Raw genomic sequence first — 16,321 nt, 5'->3', positions numbered from 1 at the left:
CACGGCCGGGCGGGGCTACGTCACCCGGGTGAGTGCCTGACCGAGGTCGCTCCGGTAGTACAGGACGGCGCGACCGTAGCGCGTCCGGTTGAGCAGGCCGCTGCGCTCGAGCACGCGGAGGTGCTGGTTGACGGCGGAGGTCGAGACACCGAACCGCATGGCGAGATCGGTCGACGAGGCCGGTTCGCCGAGCGCCTGCAGGAGCCCGGCGCGCGTCGAGCCGAGCAGATCGCGGACGGCGCTCTGGTCGGGGTGCGAGGTGGTGGACCACATCGCACCCTGCCCGCGCGCCGGGTACATGATCGTCGGGGGCAGGTCGTCATCGATCGGGGTGGACGCCCGGACGACGAAGATCGACGGAACCAGGGTGACGCCCTCGCCGTGCACCGGGCGGTCGCGGGCGATCGGGCTCGAGAGCCGCACGTCGAGGTTCCGGCCGTCGAAGCGCACCGAGTCGGAGAGCCCGCGGAGGACGGCGCCGACACCCTCGTGCGCCGCGATGCGTCCGCGGTGCGTGATGTCGGACTGCATCACCGCGCGCATGCGGAGCCAGTACGGCGCGAAGCAGAGCCGCCAGGCGTCGGACAGGGCGTGCTGGAGGCGTGCGACGACGGCGTCGTGCCGGCCGGTGAACACCGTCGGGACCGTCCCGTGCACCCGCTCCAGGTCGTCGTGCATGCGCTTCCGGCTGAGCCGACCGAGCGCGACGAGCTCGTCGTCGAACGACGTCAGGGGCGACTCCGGGCGCGGGTTCACGAAGTCGGCCACCCACCGCCGCTCGTCGACGAGGCCGAGCAGGACCTCGTCGTCGAGGAGCGGTCGGACGGCGGCGATGCCGTCGAGCCACGGCCGCTGCAGCGGGTAGCGCTCGGGTGCCCGGAACGCGCGCAACCCGAGTCCGACCTCGGACAGCGGGGAGATCCCGAATCGGATCGTCGACACGTCGCTCGCCTCGAGCTGGTACCGGATCATGAAGCCCCACGCTACATCGATTTGTTCGGCTGTCCGGATCGGCCAGAAAGGATCCGTGAGCACCAGCACGGCAGTCCCCGAGGTCCCGATCCGCACCCTCGTCCGGCAGGACGCGACCCTCCGACGCCTGCTCACCGTGACCCTCGTCGACACCGTCGGCCGCGGGGCGTTCTTCACCCTGACCTCGCTCTACCTCACCACGATCGTCGGGATCCCCGCGGTCGCGGTCGGCCTGGGGCTCACCGTCGCGGGTGCGGTCGGGGTCCTCAGCTCGCTCGGGTTCGGACACCTCGCGGACCGGTGGAGCGCGCGACGGATGCTCGTCTGGCTGCACCTGGTCCAGGGGCTCGCGCTCATCGGGTACGTCCTCGTGCACGACCTGGCGTCCCTCGTCGTCACGGCCTCGATCGTCACGCTGGCCCAGCAGGGTGGCTCGTCCGTGCGCTCAGCCGCGATCGGTCGCGCCTTCCCCGGCGGCGAGCGCGTCCGCGTCCGCGCGACCATGCGCACCGTCACGAACATCGGCATCGCTGCGGGGACGGCCCTCGCGGCGATCCCGCTCGCGGTCGGCACCGGTGCCGCGTACCGGGTGACGATGGTCGCGGCCGGTGTGCTGTTCGTGGCGTCGGCCTTCATGCTGCTCGGGTTGTCGCGAGCCCGGGTCGACGTGCCGGCGGCCGAGCGGACCGAGACCGGGTCGATCGTGCAACCGGTCCGCGACGGGCGCTCGCCGTACCGTGACGTCCGGTTCCTCGGCGTGACCGCGCTGACCGGGGTGTTCGGCATCCAGTTCGGCCTGTTCGAGGTCGCCGTGCCGCTCTGGGTCGTCGGGCACACCGTCGCGCCCGACGTGCTGGTCTCGCCGCTGCTGCTCGTGAACACCGCGGTCGTCATCGCCCTGCAGGTCCGCATGAGCCGGGGGACGGGCACGATCGCGGGCGCCGGTCGGTCGATGGTGCACGCCGGATGGCTGATGGCGGTGGCGTGCGGACTGTGGGCGGCAGCCGGGTGGGTCACCGGTGATGACTGGCTGCCAGCGGCGATCGCCGGCGCGGTGCTCGTCGTCGCGGCGCTCGTGCACTCGCTGGCGGAGATCACCTCGAGTGCGGCGGGGTGGAGCCTGAGTTTCGAGATGGCGCCCGCGGATCGGGTCGGCGCGTACCAGGGTGTGTACGGAACCGGGTACGCGGTGGGTGCGATGGTCGCTCCGGCCGTGGTGACCCTGACTGCCATCGACCTCGGTACCGTCGGGTGGGCGGTGCTCGCGGCGATGTTCCTGGCCTCGGCACTCGGGACCGCCGCGATCGCCCGGCGTGCCGTCCGCGCATCGGCCTGATCGGCGAGGAGCGGCCGCGCCGCTGGCTGCGGCGCGGCCACCCGTGTCACTGGCCCCTGCGGGAGACGTCGTACAGGAACCTGGCGAGGGTCACGAGCAAGCTCGCGATCCCCAACCACGGGACCTGACGTCTGGGCCGGCGCTCGTCGTCGGTCGACATCGAGTACCTCCTGGTGTCGTCGCCGGCGGACACGAGGAGCAATGGGCCAGGGGTGCGGAGCCGACCGGGGTCGGCTACACTGGAGCCCGAGCGTTTGACTCGGGGATCCTGGTGTCCCCTGGCCCTCCACTCGGAGAGCGAATCGAAGCCCGGGCCTGTTGCTGCAGTCCCGGGCTTCACGCATTCGCCCTGGGCCAGCGATCCGGCGGTGTCACGGGCCCACGGAGCAGCCTACCGAAACTGGAGTATCAGTTCGGCTGTGCCGGATCGGGAATGCCCTGCCGTAACAGACGACTTGGATTGTTTCGTCGTGCGTCATGCCGACGTACCGGGTGCCCCCGCCCGGTGTCAGGATGGACGCCGCCGCCGGGGCCCTACGGCTCGGCGGCACCGCAGCACCGCAGCACCAACCCCCACGAGGAGCACCACCGTCATGAGACGCCCGAAGCGCCTGACCATCACCGCGGCCGTGGCCGCAGCCGCAGCCCTGGTCCTCACCGGCTGCTCGGGCGGGGGCGCCTCGGACGACGCGTCGGCCGGCACCAGCAAGGGCGGCACGCTCAACATCCTCACGACGGCGACCGCGGTGCACCTCGACCCCGCGACGAGCCAGAACCTCAACATCACCACGCTCGGCCTGGTGCTCCGTCGCCTGACGGCGTGGGACGTCCAGCCCGGCAAGACCGCCAAGGTGGTCCCGGACCTCGCGACGAACACCGGCGACTCGAGCGACGGCGGCAAGACCTGGACGTACCACCTCAAGAAGGGGCTGGAGTTCCAGGACGGGACGCCGATCACCACGAAGGACATCAAGTGGGGCATCGAGCGTTCCTTCGCGCCGACGCTCACCGGAGGTCTGAGCTACCACAAGTCGCTCCTGGTCGGCGGCTCCGACTACTCGGGTCCGTTCGACGGCAAGAGCCTCGACAGCATCGAGACGCCCGACGACTCCACGATCGTGTTCAAGCTGAACGCGGCCTACGGCGACTGGCCGTGGCTCGTGTCGATGCCGGCGTTCGCCCCGGTCCCCGAGGGTGACGGCACCGACACCGGCGCGTACGACGCCAAGCCGGTCGCCAGCGGCCCGTACCAGGTCGAGTCGAACCAGCAGGGCTCGCAGATCACGCTGGTCCGGAACAAGTCCTGGAGCGCGAAGACCGACGACGTCCGCACCGCGGGTCCGTCGAAGGTCGTGTTCAAGGAGAGCCAGGACCCGTCGACGGTCACCCAGACACTCATCGCCGACAACGGCGACGCGAAGGACTCCTTCGGTGCGACCTACCTCGGTGCGGCCGAGCTGAACCAGGTCCGGTCGAACCCTGCTGCACAGGACCGTCTGGCGACGTCGAAGGCCGGCCCGATCAACTACATGGCGATCAACACGCAGAAGGACTCCCTCAAGGACCTCCAGGTGCGCAAGGCGCTGCAGTACGCGGTGGACAAGAAGTCGTACCGGATCGCGGCGGGTGGCGCGCTCGCCGGTACCTACGCGTCGACCCTCATCACGCCTGGTATCGCCGGGCGGCAGGACTACGACCTGTACAAGCCGGGTCCGACGGGTGACGTCGCCAAGGCGAAGAAGCTCCTCGCCGACGCCGGTGTCACGGACCTGAAGCTCACGCTCGTGACGCAGAACGACTCGTCGAACCTCGCCGAGGCGCAGGCGCTACAGGCTGGCCTCAAGCGGGCAGGCATCACCGTGACGCTCAAGCCGCTCGACATCGACTCGTTCTACACGGCGACGACCGACGGCAGCGACTTCGACCTCGCGCTGTTCAGCTGGCAGCCCGACTTCCCGAGCGCGAACGCCAACATCCAGCCGCTCTACGCATCGTCGGAGATCGGCGACGGCGGCTACAACGTCTCGAAGTACAGCAACCCCGAGGTCGACGCCCTCATCGAGAAGGCCACGGGCACGATCGACCAGAAGGCGGCGCAGAAGCTCTGGGCCGAGGCGGACCGGAAGATCATGGCCGACGCCCCGATCGTCCCGCTGACCTATGCGAAGCAGTCGTTCCTCGCCGGATCGAACGTGCAGAACTTCCAGATCGCGGACTTCCCGGCGTACCCGAACTACCTCAAGGTCTCGCTCGGCAAGTGACCGATCCGATCCTGCAGGTCGAGGGGCTCCACGTCGCGTTCGGCGACGCGGAGCCCGTCGTCCGTGACGTCTCCTTCGACCTGACACCCGGTCGGGTGCTCGCCCTCGTGGGCGAGTCCGGTTCGGGCAAGTCCGTCAGCGCCATGAGCGTGCTCGGCCTCCTGCCGCCGCAGGCACGGGTGTCCGGCAGCATCCGCTTCCGCGGTGCCGAGCTCGTCGGCGCATCCGTCGACGAGCTCCGCGCCGTTCGCGGCGCCGGCATCGGCGTGGTGTTCCAGGAGCCGATGAACTCCTTCACCCCGGTCCTGTCGATCGGCACGCAGATCGCCGAAGCGGTCAGGGCGCACCCACGTGGGCTCGACCGCGCCGCGGTCTCGGGACGCATCGACGAGCTGCTCCGGTCCGCCGGGCTCGCCGACCCGGAGCGGATCCGGAGGGCGTACCCGCACGAGCTCTCCGGTGGGCAGCTGCAGCGCGCGATGATCGCGATGGCGCTCGCGGGTGACCCGGTGGCACTCATCGCGGACGAACCGACGACGGCGCTCGACGTCACGGTGCAGGCGGGCATCCTCGACCTGCTCCGGACGCTCTGCCGCGAGCGCGAGCTGGCCGTGCTGCTGATCACGCACGACATGGGCGTGGTCGCGGACGTCGCCGACGAGGTCCTCGTGATGCGACGCGGCGAGCCCGTCGAGCACGGCGCGGTGGACGCGCTGTTCCGCGCGCCGCAGGCCGCGTACACGCGCGCCCTGTTGGCAGCGGTCCCCAGCCTGGAGGGTCGTCCCGCGTCCGCCCCGACGCCTGCGGACGGGACCGACGGGGCGGAGGCGAGCCGAGCCTCCCGTCCGGTGGTCGCGCGGATGCGCGACGTCGCGGTCCGTTACGACCGCCGGGGTGCGCCGACGGTCTCCGGGATCGACCTCGAACTGCGCGCGGGCGGGACGCTGGGCCTCGTCGGGGAGTCCGGTTCCGGCAAGTCGACCATCGGGCGAGCCCTCGCCGGGCTCGTGCCCGTCGTCTCCGGCGCCGTCGAGGTGGACGGCAGCGACCTCCGCACGGCACGTGGCCGCCGGCTGCGCGAGATCCGGAGCCGTGTCGGGATCGTGTTCCAGGACCCGGCATCGTCGCTCAACCCGCGGCAGACCATCGGGTGGAGCATCGCCGAGCCGCTGCTCGTGCACGGCGTCTCCGCGGCGGACCGGACGAGTCGGGTCCATGACCTCCTCGTCGCGGTGCAGCTCGACCCGTCGTGGGCGGAGCGCTTCCCGCACGAACTCTCCGGGGGCCAGCGGCAGCGTGTCGCCGTCGCCCGAGCACTCGCGCTGCGTCCGGCGCTCGTGATCGCCGACGAGCCGACCTCGGCGCTCGACGTGACCGTGCAGGCCGCCGTGCTCGAGCTGCTCTGGTCGCTGCAGGACGAGTTCGGCTTCGGGATGCTGCTCGTCAGTCACGACCTCGCGGTGGTGCGGCAGCTCGCGGACGAGGTCGTCGTACTCCACGACGGCCGCATCGTCGAACGCGGCGACACGTCGACCGTGCTGGACGACCCACAGGAGGAGTACACCCGCATGCTGCTCGCCGCCGCGCCCGTGGCCGACCCCGCACGTCAGGCCGCCCGGCGCGAGGCGTGGCGTGCGCTGACCGGAGGTGTCGCATGACCGCGAACGTCGTCGACCGGCCAGTCGCCACGTCCGGCGCCCGTTCGACCGGGTTCCGTGCGGTGGTCCGTCGTGTCCGCCGGGACCGCTGGGCCGTCGCATCGGCGATCGTCATCGTGGTGTTCCTCGTCGTCGCCGTGTTCGCTCCGGTGATCGCCGCGATCAGCGGGCAGGACCCGTACTCCTACAACATCATTGCGCTCAACTCGTTCGGTGCGCCCCGCGGGGCGCTCGGCGGTGTGAGCGGCACGCACTGGTTCGGCGTCGAGCCGTTGACCGGGCGGGACCTGTTCGCGATCGTGACGTACGGTGCGCGGACCTCGCTCGGGATCGGGCTCGCAGCGACGGCCATGTCGCTGGTCATCGGGGTGCTGGTCGGTGTCACGACCGGGTTCTTCGGCGGCTGGTACGACCGGGTGCTCTCCCGCGTGGTCGACGTCATGTTCGGGTTCCCGTCCCTGGTCTTCATGATCGCCCTCACCGCGATCGTGCCGACCTCGTTCCCGAAACCCGTGCTCGTCGTGCTCGTCATCGGGTTCTTCGGCTGGCCGTCCGTCGCGCGTGTGATCCGCGGGCAGACGATGTCGCTCCGCACCCGCAACTACGTCGTCGCGTCCACCGCGCTCGGAGCCGGCCGCTGGCACGTGATCCGGACGCAGCTCCTGCCGAACCTCGCCGCGACGATCACCGTCTACGCGACGATCTCGATCCCCTCGATGATCGGTGCGGAGGCAGCGCTGTCCTTCCTCGCCGTCGGGGTCACCCCGCCGACGCCGTCGTGGGGGCGCAGCATCGGTGACGCGATCGGGTGGGTGCAGACCGACCCGATGTACCTCGTGTTCCCCGGTGCCGCACTGTTCCTCATCACCCTGGCGTTCAACGTCCTCGGCGACGCGCTCCGTGACGCCCTCGACCCGCGGGGAGGCACGAGATGACCACCTTCCGCTTCGTCCTCGTCCGGGTGCTCGGCGCCGTCGTGGTGCTGCTCGTCGTCGCCGCGGTGACCTACGCGCTGTTCATGCTGCTGCCGACGAACCCGGCACGCGCGATCTGCGACAAGCCCTGCACGCCCGACCGTCTGCGCGAGGTGCAGGCGTTCCTCGGGACCGACAAGCCGTGGATCGCACAGTTCCTGGCGTACCTCGGCGGCATCTTCACCGGGCGCACGTTCGGCACCGGCGCCTCGGTGATCCACTGTGCGGCACCCTGCTTCGGGTACTCGTTCCAGCTCCACGACAGCGTGACGTCGCTCATCGTGACCCGCCTGCCCGTCACCGCGTCGATCGCCGTCGGTGCCGCGGTGCTGTGGCTCGTCGCGGGCGTCGCCGGGGGAGCGGTCTCGGCGCTCCGCCGCGGGTCCGCCCTGGACCGCACGGTCATGGGGATCGCGGTTGCGGGGGTGTCCGCACCGTCGTACCTGGTCGGCCTGCTGGCGATCCTGTTGTTCGGGTTCGTCCTCGGGGTCCTGCCAACGAGTGGCTACGTGGCGTTCACCGACGATCCGGTGGGGTGGTTCACGCACCTGGTACTGCCGTGGTGCGTGCTCGCGTTCATCAGCGCGGCGATCTACGCCAGGCTGACGCGGGGCGAGATGCTCGAGTCGATGTCGCAGGACTTCGTCCGGACGGCCCGCGCGAAGGGCATCCGCGAACGTCAGGTCGTCGTGCGGCACGGACTCCGGACCGCGATCCTGCCCGTGGTGACACTGTTCGGTCTCGACCTCGGCTCGCTGCTCGGCGGTGCGGTCATCACCGAGAAGGTCTTCTCGATGCAGGGGCTCGGTGCGCTGCTCATCGACGCGGTGCACACGCTCGACCTGCAGGTGGTCGTCGGGTTCACGCTGTTCTCGGCGTTCCTGGTGGTGACGGCGAACGTCATCGTCGACGTGGTCTACGCGTTCGTGGACCCGCGGGTGCGGCGCCGGGCGTAGTCACGGGCGGCGCCGTTCGCGCCGTCCTCGCTGAGACTCCGCACACGTTCGCACGGCCGCGCCGCACCAGCATCGGGATCGTCGTCGGAGTCCGCCGAACGGAGGACTTGTCGCTCGCTTCGAGGCGGGTGAACAGTTCGAACGTGAACATCACACAGGGGGGCCGCGACACCACGTCGCGGCCGGTCCGTACCCGGACCAGGAACACGTTCATCACGGTCGCGGTCGCCGCGATCGCCGTGGTCGCCACGATCGGGACCGCAGCTCCCGCGCTCGCCGGGCAGCCAGGGCTCAACACCGGCGGAGGGCCGTCCGCACAGGCGAACAGCGCCATCGCCTACGCCGAGAGCATGTGGAGCACGAGCAACGGCGGGAAGAACCCGAACACGTACTACGCGCTCGGCGGCAACGGGCCGGACGCGTGGGACTGCTCAGGACTCGTCTGGAAGGCGTACCTGCAGGCCGGCATCGACCTGTCGGGCGGCGCGTCGCGGCCCGTCGTCGGTGACGAGTACAACGCGCTGAAGAGCCACATGGTGTCGCGGTCGAACGCGCAGCCCGGGGACATCCTGTTCTGGACGAGCAACGGCTCGACGAGCGGGAACTTCCTCCACGACGGGATCTACCTCGGTGGCGGGTACATGGTGGCAGCGGCCGCACCCGGTGAAGGGGTGAAGGAACAGACGCTCTGGTCGGAGCCCGGTGAGGAACTCCTCGACGTCGTCGGGCGCCCGACCGGTTCGTTGACCGGCGTGGGGTCAGGCGGCGGGACGGTGACGAACTCGTCCTACGTGACCGCGGCCCAGGTCAACACGGGCAAGCTGTGGAGCATCACGGCGAAGAAGGCCGCGACCGCCTACGACGTCGGCGTCGCAGCCGGCACGAGCCCGGCGATCGCGGCGCTGCCCGGTGGCAAGTACGTCAGCGCGTTCCAGGCCCAGGGCGGCAGCCTGTGGACGATCACCTCGGACGGCGCAGCGACCTCGTTCCCCGTCGGGATGAAGGCCGGGACGAGCCCGTCGATCATCTCGACCGCTGGTGGCGGGTACGTCGTCGCGGTCCAGACGAACACGGGCAAGCTCTGGACGATCACGAACACCAAGGCAGCGACCGCGTTCGACATCGGCATGAAGGCCGGGACGAGCCCGTCCATCGCCGCGGTCGGGAGCGGCTACGTGGTGGCGGTGCAGACCAACACGGGCGACCTGTGGAGCGTGACGAACACGAACGCGGCGACGTCGTTCGGCGTCGGCATGATGGCGGGCACCAGCCCGGCGATCACGGCGACCAGCAACGGCGGCTACGTCATCGCTGCACAGACCAACACCGGTGATCTGTGGAGCGTGACGAACACCAAGGCGGCGACGTCGTTCGGCGTCGGCATGAAGACGGGCACGAGCCCGGCGATCCTGCCGATCTCCAGCGGTGGCTACGTCATCGCGGTGCAGACGAACACCGGGAAGCTCTGGACGATCACGAACGGGAAGGCGGCGACCGCGTTCGACATCGGCATGGAGGCGGGCACCAGCCCGTCGATCGCCGCGGTCGGCAGTGGGTACGTCGTGGCCGTCGAGACGAATACGGATGCCCTGTGGACGGTCACCAACGACAACGCCGCGACGGCGTTCCCCGTGGGCATGAAGGCGGGGACGAGCCCGGCCATCCTCGCCCAGTGAGGTTGCTCGGCTGACGCGGGGGCCTGTCGCACGACAGGTCCTCGCACAACCGAAAGCAGTCCGCACCACGTGTTCGCGTGGTGCGGACTGCTTTCGGTTGTGTGGGAGCGAAACGCGCCGCGGCGCGCCCGCGTCAGAAGTACGTGATGCCGTGGGGTGTGCGCGGCGGCAGGAGCATCGCACGGAGGAGCACCGGCACGGCCGGGTCCGACGCGCGCAGGAGCCCGGCGGCGGCGAGCGTCACCGGGTTCACCGACCCGATGAGCAGCGCCCCGAGGTCGGCCACGTCGAGCGCGACGTCGACGTCGGACCCAGCGGCGGCGGAGAGCCGCGTCACGGTCCCGACCCCACTGGACACGTCGAGCCGGTACGTCCCGGCCGCGAACCCGAGCGAGTCGGTGACCGCGAGCGTGACCGAGCCGTCGGCAGCGTACGGCCGGGATGTCAGGGACGCGGCGACGTCGAGGACACGCAGCCAGACGTGGTCTTCCTCGTGGTCGACGTCGTACGCCCGGTTGTCGCCGAGCGCGGCGACGATCGGGTCGTCGAGGCGCGACCGGTTGTACTTCACGACGTCGTTGAGGTCGATCGAGAGCAGGAACTCCCAGAGCGACAGGTAGGCCTCGTCGGTCGCGTACACCAGGTCGACGATCTCGACCGCGGTGTCCTTGCCGGACTCCTTCACGCGCCAGGTGACGTACCCGTCGACGTCGTCGGAACCGTCCGCCCGGTGCACGGCAGCCCTGACGTCCTTCGCCTTCTCGCCGTCCCCGGTCAGCTCGCCGAAGACGACCGGCCAGGTCCCCGTGTTGCGCACCATCGAGCCGGGCGTCCGGGCGTCGAAGCGCGCGAAGACGTCCTGACCGACACCGTCCGCGAGCCACGAGAGCGGCACGACGGACACGGTCCCCGTGGTCGGCACGAGGAAGGGGAGCGCCCGGTTGCGTCGGACGCTGACGGCGCGCTCACGGATTGCGCAGCCGAAGCCGAAACGCCTGTAGATCGTCCCCTCAGAGGCGGTGAGCGACGCCATCGCGTAGCCCCCCTCGACCCCGCGGCGGAGGGCGTGGGTCATCATCGCGCGGAGGATGCCCCGTCGGCGCTCGGTGGGCCGCACGGTCACCGCGGAGATCGCCTGCGTGTCGACGGAGCTGCCGTCGCCCCACGAGAGTGCCTTCCGGAACCAGGTGAAGGTGCCGGCCGGCCAGGTCTCGTCCACGGACCCGGGGAAGGGCTCCCGGACGTAGACGCCGAGGAACGTCTCCTGGTCGGCGATGAAGTGGGACGCCATGCGCGCGGCGGTCTCCGGCGACGGGTCCGCCTCGTGGAAGCCCATCCCCACGGACCGCATCCAGTCCGCGGTGCGCTCGTCGGGCGCGCCGGAGTCGTCGGTGGCAGGGGTGAACTCCCGCAGGTCGAAGCGGGCGTCGAATTCGTCGTTGATCGGCACGAGCCGACCCTATCGGTGCCCGGTGACCGCCAGGGGTCAGTCCGTCGCGCCCGCTGGCGGATCGACGAGCAGCCCGACCCGGTCGGCGAGGTACTCGGCGAGTGGCACGGCCGTGTCGGCTGCCGGCGACCAGCGGACGAGGGGCTCGTCGTCCTGCACGAACAACGCGCCGTCGGCACCGATCAGGTGCTCGTCGAGCGGGATCGGCTCCGCGCCGTGGTTGACGGTGTCGCCCGCGCGGAAGTGCCCGCGCGCGGCCGCAGCCCGGTACGCCCGACGGACCTCGGCCGACACCGACTGGAACTGGGACCGGCCGGGCTCGGTGACCCGGGTGATCGTCCCCGTCGCCCACACCCGACCACCGGTCTCGAGCGACGACCCGATGAGCAGCGCCCCCACCCGCCAGACCCGTCCGAGCGGACGCATCGTCGGTTCTCGGCGGATCCCGAGCACCGCCTTCGGCTCGACGTACTCGCCGAGCGCCTCGTCCGGCACGTCCGCGTCGCGGAGGCGTCGTGCGGCCTCGTCGAGCAGTTCGCGTGCGCGCATCACTCCGTCCGTCACGTCACCCGAGCCTAGACGTGGCGCCCACGACCTCCGCGCGATCGACGTCGGCGGCGGACCGATGACGTCACCCCGATGGTGATCATGGCCGCGCTGTAGGCCAGCAGGATGCCGGCGACGACGGGGATCAGCCAGCCACGGGACCCGTTGACCAGCTGGTTGACGTACCCGACCTCGGGGATGCTGTACCAGACGACACCGCGGACCTGGGCGGCCGTCACCGGCGAGGGGTCCGGCTCGGCGTTGTTGTCGCCCTTGAGCACGAACGTGCGGGCGCCGTCGGAGGACGACTCGACGGCGACCACGCGGTGGCTGATCACGGCCGGCTGCCCGGAGACGATCTGGTACGTGACGACGTCGCCGATCCGGATGTCCTCGAGCGGGGTGGGCTTCACGACGAGGAGCGTCCCGGGCGGCAGCGTCGGTTCCATCGACTGGGTCAGGACCGTGAGCGGGGTCGAGCCCGTCGCCTTCGGGATGACGATGAGGACGACGGCGAGTCCCGCCACGATGACGAGCATCCCGGTGCTGAGGCCGAGCGCGACGGCGTGCAGGACCGCTCGCCATCCGGTGCGCTCCCGCATCCTGTTCAGGCGCCGCATCGGATCGCCGGCCCGTCGTTCTGGGTGAACAGCGTCACGGAGCCGCTCCCGGCGACGGTGCTCGTCGGCTTCCCCGCGCTGTCGAGCACCTTGACGTCGACGGTCTGCGTGCCGCTCGTGGCGACGCTCGCCGGGACGTCCGACGGCGCGATCGTGATGAACCCCGAGTAGTCCTGCGCCTTCTGTCCGACCTGGGTGTCCTTCACGAAGGCGGCGTAGAAGGTGTCCGTCGGACGCGACGACGCCGGCCACCGGACGTCGACGTAGTTCCCGCTGTGGTCCGTGCAGGTGAGGGCGGGGGAGGCCGTCGACGCCGCGGACGTGTTCATGTAGAAGCCGCCCTGGACCGAGGTGGACGTCCACGTCCCCGCGACGACCGTCAGCGCGATGTTCACGTTCGTCGTGGTCGATGCGGGAGCGGACGAGGTCGGTGTGCTCCGGACGCACCACACGGCTGCGGCGCCGGCAGCGAGGTCCGAGGTCATGCTCGGCAGGGACGCCCACGTGCCGCTCACCGATCCCGTGCCCACCGCCGTGGACGCGGTGCACGCCGTCGTCGACGCGACCGGCCACGCGACGACGGAGATCGCCTGCGCCAGCGCGGTCGAGCTCCCGGCGACGACGGACACCGTCGTGGCGGTCGTCCCGGCGATCGATCCCGAGTTCGTGAGCGTGACCGGCTTGGTCACAGAGGTCACCGTCGACGAGAACGTCGTGGTCATGTCGCTCGTGCCGCTGATCGACGCGGACATCTTGCCGATCGTCGTGCTCGACGACGTGGTCCCGCTGGTGGTCCAGAGTGCCCAGGCGGCGGTCGAGCCACCGACGACGAACACGACGGCGAGCAGCGCTGCGAGCACCACGCGGAACCGGCGGCTCACGGCGCCACCTGCGTTCCCGTGACGGTGAGCGTGAAGTCCGTCACCGCTCCGGCGACGGACTGCGGTGCGTCGGAGCCGAGGCCGACCTGGACGCACGCGATGCCGGTCGCTCCGACGGGGAGGGTGTAGTAGCCGCTCCCGGTGTCGAAGGTGGCGATCGGGCCGCTCGCGCCGGACAGGCCGGCGCGGCAGTCGGCTGCGGTGTTCACCGAGGCCAGCCGGAGCGTCTGCGCGCCGAGGACCGTGGCGTCGGACGCGCTCGCGTACGAGACCTTGGTGGCGGTCGTCGCGACGCGGATCGAGAGCGGCACCGATCCGGTGTTCTTCACGGTGAGCGTCCCGGTCGTGCTGCGACCGGGCGCGAGCACCGATGTGTTCATCGGGCTGAGCGCACCGACCGTGACGGTGGCGGTGCCGGACTTGACGCTCGATGCGTTCGTGCTCGCCGAGGCGTTCCAGAGGGCGTAGGTGCCGCCGGTGCCGAGCAGCGTCGTCACCACGGCGACCGCCAGGACGAGGGCGGCGAGCCATGCCCAGGCGTGGAAGCGCAGGCGAGCGCGCGGGGCACGGTGGCGCCCCGTCGGTGCGTTCCTCATGCGCGTCTCCCCGCTGGTCGTGGAGGGAGCGGCGTGGTCGGCGGATCAGGGGCCGACCACGCCGCAGATCAGGAGCCGATCGCGGTCTGCGTCAGCGTGAAGGCGAGTGCACCGACGTTCACGGTGCCGTTCTGGCCCGTCGTCGCCGAGGACGGCAGCTCGATCGTGAAGACGACCTTGACGGGGGAGGTGGTGCTCGACGGCGACACCACGAAGGTGTTCGCGTTCGAGGTCGACTGCACGACCGACGCGCTCGTCGAGGTCACGGCGAGCGTCTTCGTGGTCGCGGCGACCAGGGCCGAGTCGCCCGTGATGCTCTGGCTCGCGTAGGTCAGGTTGGCCTTGAGGTCCTGACCGGTCGCGCCGATGTTCAGCGTCTGCGTGAACTGGTACTTGTTGCCGGGCACCATGAGGACGTTCGCCGGGTTGATGGTCGTCGAGCGACCGTTGGTGATGTCGGTCCAGACGCCGTCGTTCGCCGCGCTGAGCGTGAGCGTGCCCGAGCTGACAGCGCTGGCGGCGGTGGAGGCACTGGCGTTCCAGAGGGCGAAGGTGCCCGCTCCGCCGAGGAGGAGCGCGACGCCGGCGGCGCCGGCGATGGCACCGGTGACGATCTTGTGCATGAGGAGTCCGTTTCTGCGCACACAGGGGCGCGGAAGGCCACCGGCACGCGGGTTCGGGTTGGCGCGCCGGCAGGACGGTGTCATCGGCCCCGGGGATCGGGGGCCGCGGCTGACCTGTGCCGAGAGCGGATCGCCGGGCTCCGGGGTCGTGAGCGACTGCTGACGACCCGGGCGGGCAGGATTCGTTCCGGTATCGAAACTACCCGTCCCCCAAAGTGCGGACAAGAGGAATCATGCGTCTGAATGCACCCAATCCGGGGGCCATTCTTGTCCCCGAGACAGCGGACACTGTTTGTACCCCGATCACGGACGACAAGCACAGGAATGCGCACGGCCCCAATACGGTTGCACGGACCGGAAACGAGGAGGGCCCATGGGCATCGTGCGCTGGCTGTTCGACGCGCAGATCGTCATCGGCGACCAGACCGTGCTCTGGCGCGAGGTGATCGGCAACGTCTTCGGGCTGCTCAGCGCCCTCGGCGGCATGCGCCGCAAGGTGTGGGCGTGGCCCGTCGGCATCGTCGGCAACGTCCTGCTCTTCACGGTCTTCATGGGTGCGCTCTTCGACACCCCGAACCCGGTCAACCTGCTCGGCCAGGCCGGACGCCAGGTGATGTTCATCATCGTCAGCGTCTACGGCTGGTACCGCTGGACCCATCGCCCCGCCGAGTCGACGACCGTCATCGACCCGAAGTGGGCGTCGTGGCGGACCCGTGGACTGCTCGTCGTCGGCATGGTCGGCGGGACGCTCGTGCTCACCCCGGTCTTCCGCGCGCTGGGGTCGTACGAGCCGGTGTGGAGCGACGCCTGGATCTTCGTCGGATCCCTGCTCGCGACCTACGGCATGGCGAAGGGCTGGGTCGAGTTCTGGCTCATCTGGGTCGCCGTGGACCTGGTCGGCGTCCCGCTGCTGTTCTCCGCCGGGTACTACGCGTCCGGGCTGATGTACGTCTTCTACGGCGTCTTCACCCTGACCGGCTTCTTCGTCTGGACGCGGCAGCGCACGAAGCCACCCGCGGCTCCCGTCACCGTCGGCTGAGCGCCACCGGGGACCGGACGGCATGCTGGGAGCATGAGCGACGGCGCGTTCCTGACCGGCCTGCGGGTGTTCCGTGCCAGGCGGCACGAGTTCCTCGAGCCGAGGCGCACCCGACGTCGGACGATCGTCTGTGGTTCCGTCGCCGTCATCGTCGGTGCGGCGTCGATCGTGTCGGACGGGCTGACCGGATGGCTCGGGACGCCCCTTCTGCAGACGATCGTCTCGGCGGTCGCCTTCGCGGTGGCGATCGGGTGCTTCGCCGCGCTGTTCTTCCGGACCGCACGGAAGCTCCAGCCCCAGCGGTGGCAGCCGTACCCCGGCGGATGGCGACGGCACGAGCGCATCGGGCAGCAGTTCGCGGCCCGACCGCCGGAGCTCCTCCCCGAGGACCGCGACGAGGTCCTCGCCCGGGCGACCGATACGATCGAGCCCGCGATCGCGAGCGCGGATCGGTTGCGCTGGATCCCGTTCGGGTGGCTCGCGACATGGATCGGCGCGCTCGCCAGCGGGCTGGCGTCCACGGAGAGTCTCGTCGTCCTGCTCATGCCACCGGTGTTCCTGTTCCTGCAGGGTGGGAGCGTCGTCGCGACGGTCGTGTGGCTCGGGCGGGCGGAGCTGACCCGGCGGCGGGTCGAGGCGACCCCGCCCTGGACGCCACCGGCGGGACCAGCGGCGCGCAACCCCGACCCTCGCGGGTCGAAGCTCGGGTTGCCAGGCGACTGAGCGCACGGCC

General features: G+C 70.6%; 15 protein-coding genes. 8 read left to right on the top strand and 7 right to left on the bottom strand.

The window, feature by feature from the left end; translation table 11 throughout:
* Positions 1 to 15 precede the first annotated feature (15 nt).
* Positions 16 to 972 carry a helix-turn-helix domain-containing protein gene (locus AAEP80_RS16890; RefSeq protein WP_420365225.1) on the bottom strand — a complete coding sequence of 319 codons (957 nt, stop codon included), beginning with the start codon at positions 970 to 972 and terminating at the stop codon, positions 16 to 18.
* A gap of 55 nt (positions 973 to 1,027) precedes the next feature.
* Here AAEP80_RS16890 and AAEP80_RS16885 point away from each other — a divergent pair, with 55 nt between their 5' ends.
* The 6 genes from AAEP80_RS16885 to AAEP80_RS16860 all read left to right on the top strand — a co-directional run bounded on the left by AAEP80_RS16885 (position 1,028) and on the right by AAEP80_RS16860 (position 9,833).
* Entirely contained in the window at positions 1,028 to 2,308 is a 1,281-nt protein-coding gene (locus AAEP80_RS16885) for an MFS transporter (RefSeq protein ID WP_420365224.1), read from the top strand.
* A gap of 593 nt (positions 2,309 to 2,901) precedes the next feature.
* Positions 2,902 to 4,569: an ABC transporter substrate-binding protein gene (locus AAEP80_RS16880; RefSeq protein ID WP_420365223.1), complete on the top strand. Its 1,668-nt coding sequence runs from the start codon at positions 2,902 to 2,904 to the stop codon at positions 4,567 to 4,569.
* Positions 4,566 to 6,227 carry a dipeptide ABC transporter ATP-binding protein gene (locus tag AAEP80_RS16875; protein WP_420365222.1) on the top strand — a complete coding sequence of 554 codons (1,662 nt, stop codon included), beginning with the start codon at positions 4,566 to 4,568 and terminating at the stop codon, positions 6,225 to 6,227. Before AAEP80_RS16880 ends, AAEP80_RS16875 begins: the two co-directional genes overlap by 4 nt.
* A complete protein-coding gene (locus AAEP80_RS16870) occupies positions 6,224 to 7,162 on the top strand; it encodes an ABC transporter permease (protein WP_420365221.1) in 939 nt (312 codons plus the stop codon). Before AAEP80_RS16875 ends, AAEP80_RS16870 begins: the two co-directional genes overlap by 4 nt.
* A complete protein-coding gene (locus AAEP80_RS16865; RefSeq protein ID WP_413601302.1) occupies positions 7,159 to 8,157 on the top strand; it encodes an ABC transporter permease in 999 nt (332 codons plus the stop codon). The genes AAEP80_RS16870 and AAEP80_RS16865 overlap by 4 nt, the downstream gene beginning before the upstream one ends.
* 143 nt (positions 8,158 to 8,300) lie before the next feature.
* Positions 8,301 to 9,833 carry a C40 family peptidase gene (locus tag AAEP80_RS16860; protein WP_420365220.1) on the top strand — a complete coding sequence of 511 codons (1,533 nt, stop codon included), beginning with the start codon at positions 8,301 to 8,303 and terminating at the stop codon, positions 9,831 to 9,833.
* A gap of 133 nt (positions 9,834 to 9,966) precedes the next feature.
* On the opposite strand, the gene AAEP80_RS16855 is transcribed toward AAEP80_RS16860, so the two are convergent.
* The 6 genes from AAEP80_RS16855 to AAEP80_RS16830 all read right to left on the bottom strand — a co-directional run bounded on the left by AAEP80_RS16855 (position 9,967) and on the right by AAEP80_RS16830 (position 14,549).
* Positions 9,967 to 11,283, bottom strand: coding sequence for a GNAT family N-acetyltransferase (locus AAEP80_RS16855; protein ID WP_420365219.1), 1,317 nt, complete (start codon positions 11,281 to 11,283; stop codon positions 9,967 to 9,969).
* Between the two features lie 36 nt (positions 11,284 to 11,319).
* Complete coding sequence (locus AAEP80_RS16850) at positions 11,320 to 11,847, bottom strand: hypothetical protein (RefSeq protein ID WP_420365218.1); 528 nt, start codon at positions 11,845 to 11,847, stop codon at positions 11,320 to 11,322.
* Between the two features lie 11 nt (positions 11,848 to 11,858).
* Positions 11,859 to 12,431, bottom strand: a complete 573-nt coding sequence (locus AAEP80_RS16845) for a signal peptidase I (protein ID WP_402729382.1) — start codon at positions 12,429 to 12,431, stop codon at positions 11,859 to 11,861.
* Positions 12,432 to 12,436: 5 nt separating this feature from the next.
* Positions 12,437 to 13,330, bottom strand: a complete 894-nt coding sequence (locus AAEP80_RS16840) for a hypothetical protein (RefSeq protein ID WP_420365217.1) — start codon at positions 13,328 to 13,330, stop codon at positions 12,437 to 12,439.
* Positions 13,327 to 13,926, bottom strand: a complete 600-nt coding sequence (locus AAEP80_RS16835; protein ID WP_420365216.1) for a TasA family protein — start codon at positions 13,924 to 13,926, stop codon at positions 13,327 to 13,329. The genes AAEP80_RS16840 and AAEP80_RS16835 overlap by 4 nt, the downstream gene beginning before the upstream one ends.
* 68 nt (positions 13,927 to 13,994) lie before the next feature.
* Positions 13,995 to 14,549 (bottom strand): alternate-type signal peptide domain-containing protein, encoded by a 555-nt coding sequence (locus AAEP80_RS16830; RefSeq protein ID WP_281265346.1) that lies wholly within the window; start codon positions 14,547 to 14,549, stop codon positions 13,995 to 13,997.
* 373 nt (positions 14,550 to 14,922) lie between these two features.
* Between AAEP80_RS16830 and pnuC the strand changes: the two genes are divergently transcribed.
* Complete coding sequence (gene pnuC / locus AAEP80_RS16825) at positions 14,923 to 15,588, top strand: nicotinamide riboside transporter PnuC (RefSeq protein ID WP_420365215.1); 666 nt, start codon at positions 14,923 to 14,925, stop codon at positions 15,586 to 15,588.
* A 33-nt stretch (positions 15,589 to 15,621) separates the two neighbouring features.
* Entirely contained in the window at positions 15,622 to 16,311 is a 690-nt protein-coding gene (locus AAEP80_RS16820) for a hypothetical protein (RefSeq protein ID WP_420365214.1), read from the top strand.
* Positions 16,312 to 16,321 lie beyond the last annotated feature (10 nt).

This window comes from Curtobacterium sp. L3-7, assembly GCF_048756585.1.
Lineage (GTDB): Bacteria > Actinomycetota > Actinomycetes > Actinomycetales > Microbacteriaceae > Curtobacterium.
The sequence above is the reverse complement of the archived record's forward strand: the minus strand, read 5'-3'. Positions and strand labels throughout refer to the sequence as shown.